The organism is Leptolinea tardivitalis (assembly GCF_001050275.1).
Taxonomy (GTDB): domain Bacteria; phylum Chloroflexota; class Anaerolineae; order Anaerolineales; family Anaerolineaceae; genus Leptolinea; species Leptolinea tardivitalis.
This window is the reverse complement of sequence record NZ_BBYA01000008.1, coordinates 249,785-268,782: the sequence shown is the minus strand read 5'-3', so window position 1 is coordinate 268,782 and position 18,998 is coordinate 249,785. Positions and strand designations below refer to the sequence as shown.

Genomic DNA, 18,998 nt, shown 5'->3' with positions numbered 1-18,998 from the left:
AGGAAATGGAAAAACAAGTATTGTCGTCTGAGCCGACCTCGTTTTCGTTCAATAAACCATCTTTTTGGGGTCGTCGGATATCCTTTTGCGGAACACCCAGTATGTCCACCCCTGATAGATCAACACGATGGGGACAAAAATCAACGCAATGATGGACATCACCTGCAGTGTATACGGGCTGGAAGAAGCGTTAAAGATCGTCAGGCTCCAATCCGGGTTCAGACTTGAAACCAGCACACGCGGGAACAATCCCATAAAAACGAGGACGGTTACAAGAAGGATGGTCAGGGAGTTCAAAATAAATCCCTGGGCATACTGCTTTTTGTAGATAAAGAACCCGGCAGCGAGCAAGGTCAGAACGGACAGTACAGGAATAATACCTGTGGTGATTCCTTCTTTCGTCAAAAGATCTGTTTCGTAATTCGATAATAAAATTACACCTCCCAGCAGAACCACCACTGGCATCCATATCTTGAATGTTAGAGACTTGACCCGTTCATAAACAACCCCTTCGGTCTTAAGCAAAAGAAACAGGCTTCCCTGCAAAGTGAATCCGGTCGTGGTCAATAATCCGGCAAACAGGGCGTAAGGATTCAACAAATTCCAGAAACCGCCCACATAATTCTGAAATGCATCCACCGGAACACCGCGCAGAAAGTTGGCGAAAGCCACTCCCCAGAGCAAAGCCGGAATCAGACTACCGGCAAAAAGAGACCAATCCCACAAGGCCCGCCATCTCGGATTTGGGTTCTTACTTCGAAACTCCAATGCCACTCCGCGCAGGATCAACCCGACCAACATCAGAAACAACGGCAAGTAGAATCCAGAGAACAATGTGGCATACCAGTTGGGAAAAGCAGCAAACATGGCTCCACCGGCGGTAATCAACCAGACCTCATTCCCATCCCAGTGGGGGCCAATAGTGTTAATGACCATCCGGCGCTCTGTATCTGTTTTTGCTACAAACGGATGAAGAATCCCCACACCGAGATCAAAACCTTCCAGAATGAAGTATCCTGTAAACAGGATGCCGATCAAAACAAACCAGATGATATTCAGGCTCATGGTATTTCTCCTATCCCCAGAAGGCTTCTTCTGAATTGGAAACCGTATTCGTCACTTCAGACGGGTTGACAGGACCTGCTTTCGCAAATCGGGCAAGCAGGAAAACATCGGCTACCATCAATGCACCGTATAAAAGGGTAAAGACGATCAGACTGGTCAACACCACACCAACGGTCAGATTTGGCGACACGGCATCTGCCGTTTTCAAGACACCAAAAACCGCCCAGGGTTGACGTCCGGTTTCAGTGAGAAGCCATCCGGTGGTATTGGCAATGTAGGGAAGGGCGATAAAGAATGGAAAGAGGGCAAGTAATCGTTTTTCACCCAGTGGCTTTCTGTTAAATGCCACAAGCAGTCCATATAGAGCCAATATAACCATTAATGCCCCTGCCCCAACCATGCCCCGGAATGTCCAGTAAGCGGTTAGCACAGAAGGAACATAGTCTCCGGGGCCATATTTCTGTTCGTATTCAGCCTGCAAATCCTTGATGCCCTTAACTTCACCGCTGAATTGGTTATAAGCCAGAAAGCTTAAGACACCGGGAATACGATAGGAAAAATAATCTTCTCTCGCTTTTTCATTGGGTATGGAAAGCAGAGAAAATGAGGCCGGATTTTCTGTATTCCAAAGGGCTTCGGCTGCCGCAATTTTCATCGGTTGGTTTCGAATAATATACTGTGTCTGACTGTGTCCTACGAGAACGGTGAGAAGTATGGCAACCGTTCCAAATATGGCCGCCAGCTTGAATGATCGTTTAAAGAAATCTTCTTCATGCTTGCGGATCAAATGGTAGGCACTGATGCCAAGAACGAAAAATGCTCCGGTGGAAAATCCACCCAGAACTGTGTGGGGAAACTGATGCCAGACATATGGGTTGGTCAGCAAGGCACCAAAATCTTTCATAATGGCACGCGATCCTTCTAACTCAAACCCGACCGGATGCTGCATAAATGAATTGGCGATCAAGATCCACAAGGCAGACAGGTTGCTGCCAATGGCCACCAGCCAGATGGTTGCGGCATGCAATCTCTTTGAGAGCTTATCCCAACCAAAAATCCATAATCCGAGAAAAGTGGATTCAAGGAAGAAAGCCAGCAGAGCTTCGATGGCCAATGGCGCGCCAAAAATGTCACCGACAAAGCGGGCATAATTCGCCCAATTCATTCCAAATTGGAACTCCATGACAATGCCGGTGACCACACCCATGGCGAAATTAATGAGGAATAATTTTCCCCAAAATTTCGTCATACGCCGGTAAATTTCATCTCCCCTGGTAACATAAAGTGTTTCCATGATGGCTACCAGTACGGAGAGTCCCAGAGTTAATGGGACAAAGAAAAAATGGTAGACGGTTGTGGCAGCAAATTGCAGTTGCGAGAGTGTCAATACAGTCATATTGCTCTCCTCATTCACAAAAATGGAATTGATTATGGCAGGGTTAAATCCGTTTCCGGTTTAAAACGATCAAAATGCACAGAGCTCAGTTCTTTGATTATGGCTTTTTGAACTTGCCGCAGACACTTCTGAACCGGGCAAGGAGTATCCAATGGACAGTCATTCTCACCGGTAAAACAGACGGATAATTGGATCGGACCTTCCACCGCTTCAAAAACATCCAACAGGGTTATATCGGCAGCCGGGCGAGCCAATTGAACCCCGCCTTCCCGCCCGGGAAAAGTCCGGATAATTTGGCTGCGGCCAAGCAGCGCAATTATCCTGTGTAGAAAGGAAGGAGGAATATGCATATCTTTTTGAATCTGAGATGTTGGCAGACGCGTATTTTCCCCTGCCCTGGCCAGAGCAAGTATCACTCGAAAACTGTAGTCGGTTTCTCGATTTATCCGGATCATATGTGATATCTTTCACGTACTAGTATAGTAAACATTTACTACTTTTGTCAATATTTAGTTCCTGATCCCCGGTGGTATAATCGCTTTCGATCAATGGAAAAGGGTAATATGCTCGAAAAATTACTGGGAATTGAAGAACGCTATAACGAAATCAATCATCTGCTGGAAGAAACTGGGGAAGATTATCAGCGTGCCGCAGAACTGGCGAAAGAACGCGCAGAAATTGAGCCAATTGTGCTGAAGACTCGCGAATACCGCCAATCAATACAACAAAAAGAAGAAGCCGAAATGCTTCTCCAGACCGATGATGAAGAGATGCGTGCTCTGGCAGAATCAGATCTTGAGGAACTGGTTCCGAAAATAGAATCTATTGAAAAAGAGCTGAAATCTCTATTGCTACCCAAAGACCCGCGCGATGAACGCAATGTAATTGTCGAAATCCGTGCAGGTACCGGCGGCGATGAAGCTGCCCTGTTTGCGGCTGAATTAGTCCGTATGTACACCCGTTATGCGGAACGTAAGAACTGGTCAGTTGAGGTTATGTCTCAGAACGAAACCGGTATTGGCGGCTTCAAAGAAATCATCTTTATGGTGAAGGGAAAAGGCGCCTTCTCACGGCTTAAATGGGAATCTGGTGTACACCGTGTGCAACGCGTACCTACAACGGAATCATCTGGACGAATTCATACCTCCACCGTAACCGTGGCTGTACTGGCCGAAGTGGAAGACGTAGATATTCAAATCCCTGAATCAGATATCAAAATTGATGTTTACAAATCCGCCGGTGCCGGCGGTCAGAATGTGCAGAAAAACTCAACAGCCGTCCGGATCACTCATTTCCCATCTGGCATTGTTGTAGCCTGTCAGGATGAACGATCGCAATTGCAGAACAAGCTGCGAGCCATGAGCATTCTGCGCGCCCGCCTGTATGAAATTGAAGAACAGAAAAGGATATCGAATCTGGAGGCTGACCGCCGTTCACAGGTTGGCACGGGTGAACGTTCCGAAAAGATCCGTACCTATAACTTCCCGCAATCGCGTATTACAGACCACCGGATCAATGTTTCATCATTCAATATCGTCGGTGTGCTGGATGGTGAGTTGGATATCTTTATTGATGAACTATCAATGCGCGATGAAACAGAACGACTGGCTGCCACAGCCGAGTAAGACGCTGGCAGACTGGCTGATTAATGCCCGGCATTTGCTGGAGCCAGTAACCAACCAACCTGGTATTGAAGCACAGATGGTTGGTGCTTTTGTTCTGCAAAAATCCAGATCATGGATAATTTCCCATCCTGAGATTGAACTTTCTGCATCGGAAGAATCTCGGATGGATTCATGTCTTCAACAACTTATAGAAGGTTATCCATTTGCATATTTATCAGGAGAACGGGAATTTTATGGTCGCAATTTTGACGTCCGCCCCGGCCTGTTAGTCCCCCGCCCTGAAACAGAATTGCTCATCGAGCAGGCTTTTGATTGGCTTCACAATCATCCTGACAGACGTTTGGCGGTGGATGTTGGCTGTGGAACGGGTTGTATTGCTGTGACATTGGCAGCCGAAATCCATGACATGCAAATAGACGCTATTGATGTTGATCCACTGGCAATTGATATGACTATCCACAATGCTAAAAAACATCATGTCGTCCATCAAATTCATGTATTATCCGGTGATTTGCTTTCCAATTCACCTGGCAGATACGACTTGATTTGCGCCAACCTGCCTTATATTCCATCCGATACATTATCCGACCTGCCGGCAGCCCGGTTTGAACCCTTGCTCGCACTGGATGGGGGTATCGATGGTTTGCGGCTCATAGAGAAATTGCTCCAACAATCGCAATCTTACCTTCGACCGGGTGGATTGATCCTTCTGGAAATCGAAGCCTCACAGGGAGAATCTGCGCCCTCACTGGTGCGAAAATACTTTCCAACGGCTCAAGTCACCATGCATAAAGATCTGGCTGACCTCCCCAGGTTGGTTTCCGTTCAAATTTAGCAACCCGGGTAATTACTGATCATGAAACAAATAAAACTGCAACCTGGCATTCTGGCATTGATCGGCTCTGTAACCATTTGGGGCTCAACATTTGTTATCACAAAACACTTGATGGATTCGATCGGTCCATTTACGATCATTTTTCTTCGGTTTGCCATCTCCTTGATTGTTATTACTCCCATAGCTTTCAAACACGGTTTTCAATGGAAGATGCTTTTCCAGAAAGATTATCTACTCTTTGGTTTGACCGGCGTTGCGTTGTATTTCGGGCTTTCTAATACCGGACTTGAACGCACCACAGCAGCAAATGCCGCCTTGATTCAGGCAGCCAATCCGGCAGCCGTTGCTTTTTTTTCCATTCTGTTTCTAAAAGAACAAATCTCCCGCCAGCGGATGGCTGGTATAGCTCTCTCCATCATCGGGGTATTGCTGGTCTCCGGCGGACCATCCTCCACAGGGAAATCCACTCTGGCAGGCAATCTTCTAATTATTGGCAGTGTCATCGCCTGGGCTGTGTATACCATCCAGAGCAGAAAAATTCCGGCAGATATTCATCCTCTTGTTACCACAACAGTAAGTTTTTTCACCGGTTTAATCTGGCTGCTGCCGTTTTTAGGCTGGGAGCTAATCAACCGCGGACTTCCATCTGTGGCACCAATATCCTGGTTGGCTCTGGCCTATCTTGGTTTGGTTGCATCAGCTCTGGCCTATTTTTTCTGGAATTTCGCATTGAATTCGGTTGAAGCCTCTCTGGCTGCGCCGTTTATAAATTTGATACCCATCATTGGTCTGATCCTCTCGGTTCTTACCGGTGAATCAGTCTCCTTAATTCAATTGCTGGGAGGATTGATCGCCATTGTTGGTGTAATGATCACCCAGCAAAATCCATCGATTATTAAAGGTGAACTTCATGAAAACCCGGGTTCTTCCCATTGATTCATTTACTTCGCTGCGAGAAGCCCTGCGCATCATTGAGTCCGGTGGACTCGTGGCTTTCCCAACAGACACTGTTTACGGATTGGGAGCCAATCTCCATTCATCAACTGCTATTGACCGCATCTACCAGGCTAAAGGACGAGATACGGAAAAAGCGATTCCGGTTCTGGTTAACCATATCAACCAATTAGATCAGGTTGCCCTGGAAGTTCCAGCCAACGCGCAGAAACTGGCAAAACGATTCTGGCCGGGTGGATTGACTCTGATCATTCCCCGTCTGGCAAGTCTACCGGAAAACTTATCCAGCGGACCAACAGTAGCCGTACGCATGCCAGATTACACCCCGGTGCTCACTGTTTTGCAGCACTGCGGTCCACTGGCAGTTACATCAGCCAATTTGAGCGGTAAATCGAATACACTGACTGCTGAAGATGTTCTTCAGCAATTGGACGGCCGGATTGATCTTATTCTGGATGGTGGAAGGGTTCCCGGTGGGATACCTTCCACCATCGTGGATTGCAGTGTTGAACCTCCGGTCATCTTGCGACATGGCGCCATTTCAGATGATGAGATATTTTCCGCATTGGGTCAGGATGCCAGTTCCTGACCCAACATTTTGGATCAAGACTTGATGAAATCACAATTCCGAAAACTTCTGGATGTTGCATTGACAATGGTTTTACTTCAATAAATTACCACCCGGCAGTTTTTAGCCATCCGGTTTTTCTTTGTATTAAATGTCGTCCAGTAACAATCATTACAAATCAGATTCCTTTTTTCCTTAGGCACAGAATAAGGTGGAATCTTTTTCTATCAAAATCCCTTTTTGTTTAAGCGGTAGAATCCCTGTATGGAAACCAAACCAGTCAAAATCAAAAAGCGGCGTGATTTCCTCACATTAATCATCCAGATCGTTATAGCGATCTTGACCGTTACCGCGGCTATGATGGGATATACGATTGTTCGCTCAATTACAGCCTCCTGGAGTCTGACCAGTATACCCGGTTCACCTCTTTTGGAAGTAGACCCATTGCTCACCGAGTACCCGGTTACTCCGAATGCGATATCTACCAGAGTAGCCAATCCCGCCCTGGATATGTCTTCTGTCAGTATTCAACCGACACCCGTAGAATGGAAGGGCTCGCGGCGGGTTACAGTATTACTGTTAGGATTGGATTATCGTGATTGGGAAGCAGGAGATACCCCCCGCTCTGATTCTATGATTCTGGTCACTATTGATCCCCTCTCAAAAACGGCCGGGATGCTCTCCATTCCCCGCGATATGTGGACAGTTATTCCCGGCTTTGATTATTACAAAATCAATACAGCGTATTTTCTCGGGGAACGCTATAAACTACCCGGTGGGGGGCCACAACTGGCAAAAGAGACTGTTGAAAATTTCCTGGGAGTTCCCATTGACTACTACGCTCAGATTGATTTCAATTCTTTTGTAGATTTCATCGATGCACTTGGCGGGCTGGATATGAAAATCAGAACACCTATAAAGGTTGATCCCGTCGGGCCGGGTAACACCATCATTCTGGAAGCCGGTACTCAAACATTAAGTGGAGCCGTTGCACTGGCCTATGCCCGCAACCGATATACACAATTTGATGATTTTGATCGGGCTCAACGCCAGCAGGAAGTCATCATGGCTATCCGCAACCAGGTAGTTAACCTAAAAATGCTGCCAACCCTGGTTGCCAAAGCCCCAGAACTCTACAAAAAATTATCATCAGGCGTTCACACTGATTTGACCCTGGATCAAATCATCCGCCTGGCATATCTGGCAGAACAAATACCTCCTGAAAATATCCAGAAAGGGGTAATCGATACCCACATGGTAAGTTTTGCCAAATCCCCTGATGGATTGGATATTCTCATTCCGTATCCTGACAAGATCCATGAACTGCGCGACCGTATTTTTTCAACCAGTATCCCTGAAGGAAAGCAGCTCTACGGTGATGATTGGGAAAAAATACTCAAAGAAGAAGGCGCCCGGATCGAAATCAGTAATGCCAGCCGCGTGGAAGGATTGGGTGAAAAAACCGCAGATTATCTGCGGAGTAAAGGGTTGAATATCACTGCCGTGTTTGAGTCCCCTGCTTCTTCCACAGTCACACAACTAAAGAGTTATACAGGGATGGTCTATACGATGCAATATCTGGTTGATATGTTCGGTATTGATGAACACCAGATAGAAGCAAATTATCAGCAAGATGCCACAACCGACATCATCCTGATGATCGGAAAAGACTGGGCAAAAAAGGGATTGGTTCAATAAGACCAATCCCTTGTAACATTAACATACTATTCAATAACTGATAAAAAACTACAATTTCTGTTGGTTCTTTACTGATTGGCAACAGGATGATAGTAGGTTATATACGATTGACGTACCTGTGCTTGAGTTTCAGGATCAAGTGTAACGACTTTTGATCCCATCGAACGCGCCCAGATGACCAGCCGGGCAGTGTTTTCGGCTGCAAGGGTTGAGTCGTATGCTTCTGCAAGAGTTGTTCCGACTGTCAGTAGTCCGTGTTGGGCCAGTAGTACCGCCACACCAGAACCAATCGTTTCAAACACAATCTGAGCCAGTTCAACTGACCCAGGAGCACGGTAAGGCGCTACAGGAACAGGCCCTGTCAGGCAGGAAGCTGCCTCAGTGAGTACCGGGGGAATTTGTTCATGAGTGATACAAAATACTGATGCGTACGGGGCATGGGTATGCACCACAGCATTTACATCTTTTCTTTCACGGTAAAAGATGGTATGCATTCGAATTTCAGTGGTTGGTGTCCATTTGCCTTTTACCACCTTGCCAAACAGATCTGTTACCACGATATCTTCCGGTTTCATCACATGGTAAGGAATGGCTGATGGAGTAACTGCCACAAGTCCAGAAGCCCGGTCACACGCACTGATATTTCCCTGTGCACCATGAGCCAATCCATCAGGTACCAGCCTCATGGCGATATTGTATACATCATTGCAAAGTTCTTCGATCGACATTATCCCTCGAATAAGATTCAGACAAAATGTCTGGTTAAGATAAACCTGTAATGTCCATAATACAAACTACAGGAGCCGCCTGAAAGGCAACAAAACAATTATACGCAGGTTCCTCGAATGGAAGGGATAAAAACGGTTGACCAAAATTTTCATATGATTGGTCAACCGATTAAATCCCAAGCAAATTATTGTAAGATTACTACTCTTTTTCTACAGTAAATGAAACACGAATATTTGGACCGATCAACCGGGTTTGCATCCATACCCGCCAGGTGCTGAAGTAAGTTTGTCTGGTACTTCCTTCCGGAACAGGAGCGACAAATGGATTATTGGTATCGATGAAAGCGAATTCCTGGCCAGATTCGATTGACCCTGCCACCGGAATCCTCTCAAAGGCCCCGTATAAGTAACTGCTGTCTGCATCAACATGGATGAGCATATCGCCGCGGCTTTCCAGAAGCTTATATGGATTGTGAGGGGAGACAACGGCCTTCATAAAAAATTTATCTCCCGGTTTCAATGGCTGTGGATAATTGACGATCACCGTATTAAGAGCTTCATCCCGTACCAGGTCAGGACATACTTCATGGTCTTCTGTCGTGATAAAGCATACCCTTAACACATCCAGTCCTTCATCAGGAAGCGGGATTCTGGAATGTGTGATCCCCAGATTGGATGTGCCGGTAAAAACCTCTTCGTCATTCAGACAGTATCCCTCTTTTCCCTTGCAATCAACACCAAAAGTCAGATACACAGTATCTACACGGTCATATTGGCTCCATCGTCCATTGGTGTAGATATAAACACCTTTATCTGTGGCCGCCCATAACCGGTCATATTTATCAAGGGCAATATCTCGAATTTCGTTGGATGGCAGGCCATTCTTTTCTGTGAAAGATGTCCATTTCCCAGATCTAAATTGACTTATTCCGTTATCTAACGTCGCAATCCAGATAGTATCCTCACTGGTTGAAGAACCGGGTTGGACCACAATATTCCTGATTTTATTCCCTGATAAGTCACCCGATTCACGAGTGAAATGTTCCCATTTTCCTGTGGAAGGGTGGAAAACACTCACACCATTTTCGATATATCCAACCCATATATTACTGCTGCTGTCCATCGTAATTATGTGTGTACGGTCGTTGATAAGCGAATTGTTTTCCACTGAGTAGACTAAATTCCATCGGGCACCATCAAATCGGGCAATTCCTTTGTACGTGGCTGCCCAGATGTTATTCTGGTTATCTACATAAAGTCCATATATCCAATTTGATGGAAGTCCATCCTCAGTTTTATAAAGTCGCCATACAGATCCGTTATAGGAGGCAATCCCCCCTTTTTCCATACCGATCCAGACAGTTCCCTTCCGATCAATTTCAATATCGTTGATGTTTTCCCCCTCAGTGATCCCGGTCTGGCTGCAATCCAGAAGTCTCTTATTCTCCCGGTCATAAAAACCAACTCCGCTGGAAGGATCCTTTTCTGTGCCGAAATAACCCAGCCAGACACCTTTTGTAACAGATTGAAGTGTTCGGACTTTATTATTAATAATTCCAGGAGTGGTATCTTTGTTAAAAATAATGATCCCCTGGCTGCGAATAAATTGATTGTCGGCAACATTTACAGGATACGCTGCCTTCTCTTTGCAAATATTGCCCGTCAACAATTCTGGAGTAGATGCTTGTTGTCCGATTCCTTTTTCTGGTGTGCTGGTTGCAGGCAGAGAAGCTACAGACAAATTTTCCTTATCCAAATTAGTGGAACGTGTAATAAACCAGTTTATCAATGAAAAAATTACCAGCAGGGAAAAAATAGCGATGAATAATCGGTTTCGTCCTTTATGGTCAATTGTTTTAGTATCTGATCCAGATGTGTTCTGTAAAGTGCGAACATCAGAATTATCCCGAGTACTGTCATCGGATTGGATCATATCCAATTCAGGATTATCTTTTATGCACTGTTGTTCCAGAGCTGTCAATGTTTCACAGAACGAAGTGATAGCCTTTTTTTGTTCATTGGAAAACGTTCTGGGAGCCATCTGATCCAACCGGCCAGATGTGGTCATTTTAACAATAGAGTAATTATCCCAGAACCGTCCTTTCAATATATAGGCATACAATTGATGCTTTTCAGATCCAGCAGCCAGATTATTCAAAACATCTGTAAAAACCCGTCGAATAGCCTGACTGTTTGAAAATAGAGGATTATTCCTCCGGCATACTTTTACCAGAGACAAATTTTTAAACGCTGAATTCTCCAATACCGGGTCATTATCTAAATTCTTCAATAAGGAATAAACGCCATCATAATTAATTACACTTCGGGGTAATTCAGTTGGATCATTCATAAATTTGCCGATTTTTTGCACAATTTTTGCAATTTTTTCTTTGAAATTTAACTATACTGAAATAGAAAGAGGTGTCGACAATCCAACATTTATTCAACTGTGATCGTTCACAATGATCGCATAATGTTTGAATATTACTATGGTTTTCCTCCAAATTGCAAGAGTTATATCGGGAAATACTTAATACTCCTTCCCAAAACATACTGATGATTCTTCCATCCGTTAGGGGACGGTAAGAAAAGGACTGCTCATTGAATACAATTCTGGGCAGTCCTTTTTGAATGTAAAGATAATAATCATCCCTGATCGAATCGATAGGATGTCATCATTTCCATTCAAAAAGCCACCTGAATCACAGATCGTTTGAGACGAATTAAAACGCCCCTTGACAACACCCTACCCCTCAGGTAAAATGCAATCACTCTGGTAACGGGCCTGTAGCGCAGTTGGGAGCGCGCTTCAATCGCACTGAAGAGGCCGAGGGTTCGAATCCCTCCAGGTCCACTTGGACGGGATCGAAAGAAACAGAGATTAACAATTGAATGGGCCCATAGCGCAGTTGGGAGCGCGTCTCAATGGCATTGAGAAGGCCGAGAGTTCGAATCTCTCTGGGTCCACACATTTTGCGGGAGTAGTATGCCATCCGTCAGAGAGCCGGTCAACAGGTGAAAGACCGGCAGGTGTTACGGAACACCGAAGAGACAGAACTCGCCCGCCGTACCGAACGTTGGTATGCAGCCGCGGTGAATACATAAGCTGGCGGCGGGTACGCCCGATACAGCGCCCAAAGCGGCCTGGTTTACCGGGCAAGCAGGGTGGTACCACGGAGAAAGTCCCTTCGCCCCTGATGGCGAAGGGTTTTTTGTTTAAATTACTATTTGGAGATGATTTATGAGTCAGGCTTCAATCCCTACATATGACCCCGGTGAGATCGAACCCCGCTGGCAGCAGCGCTGGGACAAAGACGGTTTATACAATTCGGATATCGATACATCCAAACCCAAGCACTATGCGTTAACGATGCTTCCCTACCCGTCTGGCGATCTACATATCGGTCACTGGTATGCCATGACACCTGCCGATGCCCGCGCACGTTTTATGCGTATGCGCGGTTTTAATGTTCTCTTTCCGATGGGATTTGACGCCTTCGGCCTGCCTGCTGAGAATGCTGCAATTAAAAAGAACATACACCCAAAAACATGGACCTATGCCAATATTGAACGTATGCGCCTCCAGCTAAAAAGCATGGGGGGCATGTTCGACTGGCGGCGCGAAGCCATTTCCGCTGACCCTAAATATTACAAGTGGTCTCAATGGTTCTTCACCCAGCTTTACAAACATGGGTTGGCTTACCGCAAACATTCTCCAGTTGACTGGTGTCCGAATTGCAATACAACCCTTGCCCGCGAACAGGTTTGGGGCGATGACCGTCATTGTGAACGCTGCGGTACGCCGGTCATAAAGAAAGATCTTAACCAATGGTTTTTCAAGATTACAAATTATGCCGAAGAATTGCTGGATTTCAGCACCATTGACTGGCCAGAACGAGTCAAAACGCTGCAAACCAACTGGATCGGTAAATCCTCAGGTGCCTCGGTGACATTCCGTACCGAACAGGGTGATCCTCTGGAAGTCTTCACTACCCGACCGGATACCCTTTGGGGTGTTACCTTCATGGTTCTGGCTCCCGAACATCCTCTTGTCGCCAAATTGACCTCAGCCACCCAGAAATCACAGGTGGATGCCTACCTGGCTGAAACCATCCGCCAATCGGATATTCAACGGGAAGCCGCCGATAAGGAAAAAACAGGTGTTTTCACTGGAGGCTATGCCATTAATCCGGTCAATGGAGAGAAAATTCCAGTCTGGATTGCCGATTATGTGCTAATGACATACGGTACCGGCGCCATCATGGCCGTTCCTGCACATGACCAGCGTGACTTTGAATTTGCCCGCAAATTCAACTTACCCATTCGTGTGGTTATTCAACCTGCCGGAGAAGCTGTGATCGACCCCGACACCATGGAGGCGGCTGTTCCTGCCAAAGGCAGTATGGTCAACTCTGGAGAATTGACCGGCACTCCAGAAAACAAAGCGATGGAGAAAATTATCGCATTCCTGGAAGCAAAGAAAGCCGGCCATGCCACCACCAACTATCGAATCCGTGATTGGTTAATCTCACGTCAACGGTACTGGGGGGCTCCCATCCCCATGGTCTTCTGCGATAAATGCGGCGTTGTCCCTGTGCCAGATGACCAACTCCCTGTTTTGCTGCCCGATGATGTAGAGTGGAAACCAACCGGCGAAAGTCCTCTGAAACTGCATCCTACCTGGAAGAAAACAACCTGCCCGCAATGCGGAGGACCGGCTGAACGCGAAACCGATACCATGGATACCTTTATGTGCTCCTCCTGGTATCACCTGCGTTATTTATCACCGAATTATGACAAAGGTCCTTTTGATCCGGCGGAATACAACTACTGGGCTCCGGTTGATGTGTATACCGGTGGTATTGAACATGCCACCATGCACCTCATCTATACCCGCTTCTTCCAGAAAGCCCTGCGTGATATGGGCATCGCGAAAGGGCCGGAACCTATGCTTACGCTGCGCAATCAGGGTATTGTGCTCGGTGAAGATTCAGAAAAGATGAGTAAGAGCCGCGGGAACGTGGTTGCCCCTGATGATTTGGTGAAAGCATACGGTGCAGATTCCGTTCGTGCCTACCTGATGTTCTTCGCCCGTTGGGATCTGGGTGCGCCCTGGAACAAAACGGGTATTGACGGTACAGTCCGCTGGCTGCGCCGTGTGTGGACAATCATGCAGGAACCATCTGCCGGTAAGTCTCCATCAGTGGAAGCAGAGAAAAATCTGCGCCGCAGGCTTCATCAAACACTGCGTTCCGTTACACGCGATTTCGAAAACTTTGAATTCAACACAATTGTCTCCGGTTTGATGGAGCTGTTAAACGATATGCAGAAATTCCGCCAGGAAAATCCCGGCCCATCAAAAGCCTGGGATGAAGCGGTGGATGTCTATCTTCGCATGCTGGCACCGGTTGCACCGCATATCTCTGAAGAAATCTGGTCGCGCCTGGGCAAACCATACTCCATTCATACCCAAAAATGGCCGACCGTAGATGAACAGGCAGCGGCTGATGAAACCATTACACTGGTCATTCAGGTGAATGGCAAAGTACGCGATCGTTTGATTATGCCTGTGAATGTGTCTGAGGCAGATGCCAAAGCTGCCGCACTGGCCAATGAGGCCGTTCAACGTGCCCTTGATGGCCGCCAGCCCAAACAGGTGATTTATGTACCCGGCCGGCTGGTTAATGTTGTTGGATAAAATCGCTGGTTGTTATACCAAATAAGGATAAAGAGTCACCCACCTGGGTGGCTCTTTTCATTTCAGGGAAATAGATTGGTCTCATCCGATTTTGATGCTTTTTACATTTTCATTACATGGCTGAAATATTCGTATGACGCCCCGTTTCTACAATGTCGTTAACTTTAATAGAGAAACGGAGTTTATATGAAACAGGTTAATGGAAAAAGAGTTTTCAATTTTTTACTGGTTATTCTAATGGCCACTGTATTATTCTGGCTTCAACCGACAAGTCTGGTAAAAGCCAGTTCACCGGCAGATGATTCAGTTCCGCCGGAAACCACGGCCATACCGGAAGAACCAATTACACCAGAAAACGATAATACCGGAAAACACCCTGTGGCATTAGGGTTAATTTTCCAACGCGAAAAGCAAAATCATGAAAGACAGGAGAAATTAATCTCCAAAGCGGATAAAGCTTCGGAGAAAATATCAGAATTAATTGCCCGTGCAAAAGAAAATGGGAAAGACACTACGGAATTGGAAAAGGCTCTATCAGATTTCAATGCTCAACTGGGGAAGGCCAGACTGGTATACGATCGCACCGGCAAACTGATCCAACTACACCAGGGGTTTGATGATACCAATAAAGTAACAGACTCAACACTGGCAAAGATCACAGTCGAAGAAATTCGGAAAGGCAATAAAGAAGTCCGCGATATACTGGGCGAGGCTCTTAAAAATTTGCGTGCGGCTGGCCAGGATTACCGGAAAGCCAATCCGAAACCAACAACCACTTCGACGGTAGATCCATCTTAATGCAAAAGAAAAGCTCCTTCTTAGGAGCTTTTCTTTTGCATCGAGTTGACGTAGTCGCTCGCCTCAGGCACAATAGAATACATGACAATCCAACGCCGCCTGACCCGCCTGGCTATCTCCAATACGTTGCTCTTTACCATCGTTATCATCTCTGCCATTCTGACAGGTGGATTGGTTATCGGACAGGCCTGGTTTTTATCTCAAATCATCAGCCGGGTACATCTGGAAAAAGCCGATCTTGAACAGGTATCACCCCTTCTCGTTTTTCTAATAACAATTGTAATCTTCAGGGCAATCGCAGTTTTTACCAATGAATACAGCGCTTCCATCCTTTCGGAAAATATCCGGGCAGATATCCGTGAGAAATTGACCGCCAAAGTTTTAAAACTTGGACCGGCGTTTATCAGCCAACAACAGGCTGGTAGTCTCTCATATACTCTCACAGGCGCCATAGACACTCTGGATGCATATTTTAGTCAGTATCTTCCTCAACTGGTGATCGCTGCCGTACTACCGTTGGGTATTCTGGCTGTTGTTTTTCCCATTGACGTTCTGTCGGCTGTCATTTTGCTTTTAACCGCACCATTAATTCCAATATTTATGATTTTGATCGGCAAAACTACCGAAACCCTGACTCATCGGCAGTATCAAACATTCAGCAAGATGAGTGGCTTTTTCCTTGATTCCATCCGTGGAATAGCGGAATTAAAGAAACTTGGACGCATTCAAGATCACGCCGTCCAATTGGATATTGTCAGCGAAAGATACCGGTCTGCCACCATGAATGTATTGCGAATTTCATTTCTCTCTGCCCTGGTACTCGAGCTGGCTGCCACATTGAGTGTGGCGGTTATCGCTGTGGAAATCGGAATCCGGCTTTTGTATGGTCAGATAGAATTTCAGCAGGCGTTCTTTTTATTGGTAATCGCCCCGGAGTTCTACCTGCCATTGCGTCAACTTGGAGCCCGATTTCATGCCTCGCGAAATGGAGTCAGTGCCGCCCGGCAATTATTCACCATTCTGGATGAACCAGAACCTCGATTGCCGGCCGCCATAAGAAAAACTTCCTCTCTTTTTACTCTCCCATTTGACATTCAGTTTGAAGACGTTTCATTTGTTTACCCTGGCCGTGATAATGAGGCTGTCAGTCATGTAACATTCTCCATTCAATCAGGGGAGACTATAGCCCTTGTCGGCCTAAACGGAGCAGGAAAAAGTACTCTTGTATCTTTATTTCTTCGGTTCATTGAACCTCAATCAGGGAGAATTCTTTACAACAACCAGAATATTCAGGAATTTTCCGTTGATCAATGGCGCACAGGGATCGCCTGGCTAGACCAACGTCCCACACTATTCAATGCGTCCATTCGAGAAAACCTTTCACTAGTTCAACCAGAAGCCGACGAAAAAGAACTGCTCGAGGCTTTACGAGATGCCCGGCTTGATGATCTTATCCTGAATCTGCCGCAGGGATTGGATACTCAAGTAGGAGAAAATGCCTTTCGATTTAGCGGCGGTCAGGCGCAACGGCTGGGATTGGCGAGAGCGTTCTTGAAAAATGCACCAATTCTGGTTCTCGATGAACCAACCTCACATCTTGACGCCCTCCTTGAAACTGATTTGACACAATCCTTATCAAAATTGAAGCATAACCGGACATGTCTGATTATTGCCCACCGTCTGGACACTGTCAGACAGGCTGACCGTGTGATAATGTTGCAAGCCGGGAAGCTCGTCTGCTCAGGGAAACATGACGATCTACTCCAGTCAAACCATCAATATGCCGCCCTTTTTGCCGGAGAATCGAAATTATGAATGCCGTGGATCTGGCTGATCCTGCTGCAATTTCAACGGAAGTGTCCCGCCGGTTATTGTCATTTGCCCGGCCATATTGGAAAGAGATCAGTCTGTCTATGTTGCTTTCTCTGGCTACCACAGCAGCCAATATCGGAATGATGGGTACCTCTGCTTATTTGATTGCCACAGCCGCCTTACAGCCTTCCATAGCTGTCCTTCAGGTGGCAATAGTAGGTGTTCGAACCTTTGGAATCTCCCGGGGAGTATTCCGCTATCTGGAGAGGCTGGTTTCACATTCCGTCAATTTCAAATTATTATCAGAACTGCGTGGATGGTTTTTCAGGGCAATTGAACCTCTCGTCCCCGGTGGGGTTGAAGATTTGAAATCAGGCAATCTTCTGGCAGGATCAGTCCAGGATATTGAAACATTGGAAGATTTTTATGTTCGCGGGATAGCGCCTCCCATTGCGGCAGCCATCGTGACTACCGGGGTCAGTTTGTTTACTCTTCAATATTCAATTTCAATGGCTGGAATGTTGGCTATTGGATTGATCCTTACTGGGTTGGTTTTATCGTTACAAATTCGTTCTATCACCAGCCGCCTGTCTCGCGCCCGAATTCAAACCCGTACTCGACTTTCAGAATTAGCCGTTGAGACCATTGACGGTGCCGCAGAGATATTAATGGCGAATACTGTTGATGCGCACCTTCAAAAGATTAAGACGGGTTCCCGGCAGGCAAAGGATGCCAGTCTTTCCCTATCCATCTGGTATTCAATTTCATTGGGAACCGGTACTCTCATTTCAAACCTGACTCTGGTGGGAATCTTATATCTGGGGATTCCCCTTGTCCGGTCAGGCCAGATTGATGGAGTGTCGTTGGCTGTATTGGCATTAATTACGTTGGCCAGTTTTGAACCGATTAATCTCCTCCCTTCTGCAACAGTTAAAATTGAAACCAGTCTGGCAGCAGCTCGTCGGTTGTTCGACCTGGCCGACAGGCCTGTGCCAATTCCAGAACCGATTCACCCGGAAAATATTACCCATTTTTCCAACCTGACAATTCGGCATTTGAATTTTACATATCCAGGAGCACAAAAACCGGCACTTTTTGACGTCTCCCTGCAGATAACGCCAGGGAAACGAATCGCCATTGTAGGTCCAAGCGGAAGCGGTAAAACTACCTTACTCAACATAATTCAACATAACCTCCCGGTCTTATCGGATACGGTTTTCTGGAATGGGAAAGATGCATGTGAGTTGGATGGATATTCTATACGCGGTCTGATTGGTGTCTTATCGCAAAATGCCTATCTGTTTTCTACATCAATAAAAGAGAACCTAAAACTTGCGAATTCATATAATCCAAATTTTCAATCCATATTGGAAGAAGTAGGATTGACCGCCTGGCTGAATTCTCTTCCGAATGGGTTGGATACCTGGCTGGGAGACAATGGCAGTCAATTGAGTGGGGGTGAAAGGCAGCGTTTATTGCTGGCACGTACCATTCTTCTCAATCGGCCCTTATTGCTGGCTGACGAACCATTTGCCAACCTTGACCTTGCATCAGAGGATAAGCTGCTTCATCTCCTGCTCCAGTGTCAGCCAAATTGTGCTCAGATTATTGCGACTCACCGATTAACTGGAATGCATCTCTATGATGAAATTCTGGTTTTAGATGATGGAAAAATCGTAGAGCGCGGCACACATACAGACCTGTTGATTACTCAGGGGTTGTACAGGCGTCTCTGGGAACAGCAGACTAATCTTATTTTCTTTGACCGGTAATATTGGAACAATATCGGTGCCATTATCGTCCATACGATAGAACACAAGA

The 18,998-nt window shown here is 46.2% G+C and carries 14 protein-coding genes and 2 tRNA genes; 11 read left to right on the top strand and 5 right to left on the bottom strand.

The genetic code is table 11. From position 1 onward, the window contains the following. Positions 1 to 48: 48 nt before the first annotated feature. Genes cydB through LTAR_RS05260 form a run of 3 tightly spaced genes read right to left on the bottom strand, consistent with a single transcriptional unit; the run spans position 49 to position 2,916 of the window. Positions 49 to 1,065, bottom strand: a complete 1,017-nt coding sequence (gene cydB / locus LTAR_RS05270) for a cytochrome d ubiquinol oxidase subunit II (protein WP_062421112.1) — start codon at positions 1,063 to 1,065, stop codon at positions 49 to 51. A gap of 10 nt (positions 1,066 to 1,075) precedes the next feature. Further along, positions 1,076 to 2,461, bottom strand: a complete 1,386-nt coding sequence (locus LTAR_RS05265) for a cytochrome ubiquinol oxidase subunit I (protein WP_062421111.1) — start codon at positions 2,459 to 2,461, stop codon at positions 1,076 to 1,078. Positions 2,462 to 2,493: 32 nt separating this feature from the next. Next, positions 2,494 to 2,916: an RrF2 family transcriptional regulator gene (locus LTAR_RS05260; RefSeq protein ID WP_062421110.1), complete on the bottom strand. Its 423-nt coding sequence runs from the start codon at positions 2,914 to 2,916 to the stop codon at positions 2,494 to 2,496. Between the two features lie 108 nt (positions 2,917 to 3,024). Between LTAR_RS05260 and prfA the strand changes: the two genes are divergently transcribed. The 5 genes from prfA (at position 3,025) to LTAR_RS05235 (ending at position 8,141) form a co-directional block, all read left to right on the top strand. Then, positions 3,025 to 4,086, top strand: coding sequence for a peptide chain release factor 1 (gene prfA / locus LTAR_RS05255; RefSeq protein WP_139044416.1), 1,062 nt, complete (start codon positions 3,025 to 3,027; stop codon positions 4,084 to 4,086). After that, a complete protein-coding gene (prmC, locus tag LTAR_RS05250) occupies positions 4,052 to 4,921 on the top strand; it encodes a peptide chain release factor N(5)-glutamine methyltransferase (protein WP_062421108.1) in 870 nt (289 codons plus the stop codon). The genes prfA and prmC overlap by 35 nt, the downstream gene beginning before the upstream one ends. Before the next feature lie 21 nt (positions 4,922 to 4,942). Next, positions 4,943 to 5,857 carry a DMT family transporter gene (locus LTAR_RS05245; RefSeq protein ID WP_062421107.1) on the top strand — a complete coding sequence of 305 codons (915 nt, stop codon included), beginning with the start codon at positions 4,943 to 4,945 and terminating at the stop codon, positions 5,855 to 5,857. Then, positions 5,832 to 6,464 carry an L-threonylcarbamoyladenylate synthase gene (locus tag LTAR_RS05240; RefSeq protein WP_062421106.1) on the top strand — a complete coding sequence of 211 codons (633 nt, stop codon included), beginning with the start codon at positions 5,832 to 5,834 and terminating at the stop codon, positions 6,462 to 6,464. The genes LTAR_RS05245 and LTAR_RS05240 overlap by 26 nt, the downstream gene beginning before the upstream one ends. 243 nt (positions 6,465 to 6,707) lie before the next feature. Then, the gene (locus LTAR_RS05235; protein ID WP_062421105.1) at positions 6,708 to 8,141 is read left to right on the top strand and encodes an LCP family protein; all 1,434 of its coding nucleotides are present in this window, start codon (positions 6,708 to 6,710) and stop codon (positions 8,139 to 8,141) included. Between the two features lie 68 nt (positions 8,142 to 8,209). Here the strand turns inward: LTAR_RS05235 and LTAR_RS05230 are convergent, their stop codons facing one another. Further along, on the bottom strand, positions 8,210 to 8,869 hold the full coding sequence (locus LTAR_RS05230) for a class II aldolase/adducin family protein (RefSeq protein ID WP_062421104.1): 660 nt from the start codon (positions 8,867 to 8,869) through the stop codon (positions 8,210 to 8,212). A gap of 199 nt (positions 8,870 to 9,068) precedes the next feature. Continuing rightward, entirely contained in the window at positions 9,069 to 11,219 is a 2,151-nt protein-coding gene (locus LTAR_RS05225) for a ligand-binding sensor domain-containing protein (protein ID WP_139044415.1), read from the bottom strand. Positions 11,220 to 11,650: 431 nt separating this feature from the next. On the opposite strand from LTAR_RS05225, the gene LTAR_RS05220 reads away from it, so the two are divergent. The 6 genes from LTAR_RS05220 to cydC all read left to right on the top strand — a co-directional run bounded on the left by LTAR_RS05220 (position 11,651) and on the right by cydC (position 18,949). Beyond that, positions 11,651 to 11,723, top strand: a tRNA-Ala gene (locus tag LTAR_RS05220). 40 nt (positions 11,724 to 11,763) lie between these two features. Further along, positions 11,764 to 11,836 (top strand) — tRNA-Ala (locus tag LTAR_RS05215). 274 nt (positions 11,837 to 12,110) lie between these two features. Beyond that, positions 12,111 to 14,567 carry a leucine--tRNA ligase gene (gene leuS, locus LTAR_RS05210; RefSeq protein ID WP_062421102.1) on the top strand — a complete coding sequence of 819 codons (2,457 nt, stop codon included), beginning with the start codon at positions 12,111 to 12,113 and terminating at the stop codon, positions 14,565 to 14,567. Between the two features lie 186 nt (positions 14,568 to 14,753). After that, positions 14,754 to 15,365 (top strand): hypothetical protein, encoded by a 612-nt coding sequence (locus LTAR_RS05205; RefSeq protein ID WP_062421101.1) that lies wholly within the window; start codon positions 14,754 to 14,756, stop codon positions 15,363 to 15,365. Positions 15,366 to 15,446: 81 nt separating this feature from the next. Continuing rightward, positions 15,447 to 17,180: a thiol reductant ABC exporter subunit CydD gene (gene cydD / locus LTAR_RS05200; RefSeq protein WP_062421100.1), complete on the top strand. Its 1,734-nt coding sequence runs from the start codon at positions 15,447 to 15,449 to the stop codon at positions 17,178 to 17,180. Beyond that, on the top strand, positions 17,177 to 18,949 hold the full coding sequence (gene cydC / locus LTAR_RS05195) for a thiol reductant ABC exporter subunit CydC (RefSeq protein ID WP_062421099.1): 1,773 nt from the start codon (positions 17,177 to 17,179) through the stop codon (positions 18,947 to 18,949). The genes cydD and cydC overlap by 4 nt, the downstream gene beginning before the upstream one ends. Positions 18,950 to 18,998: the final 49 nt, after the last annotated feature.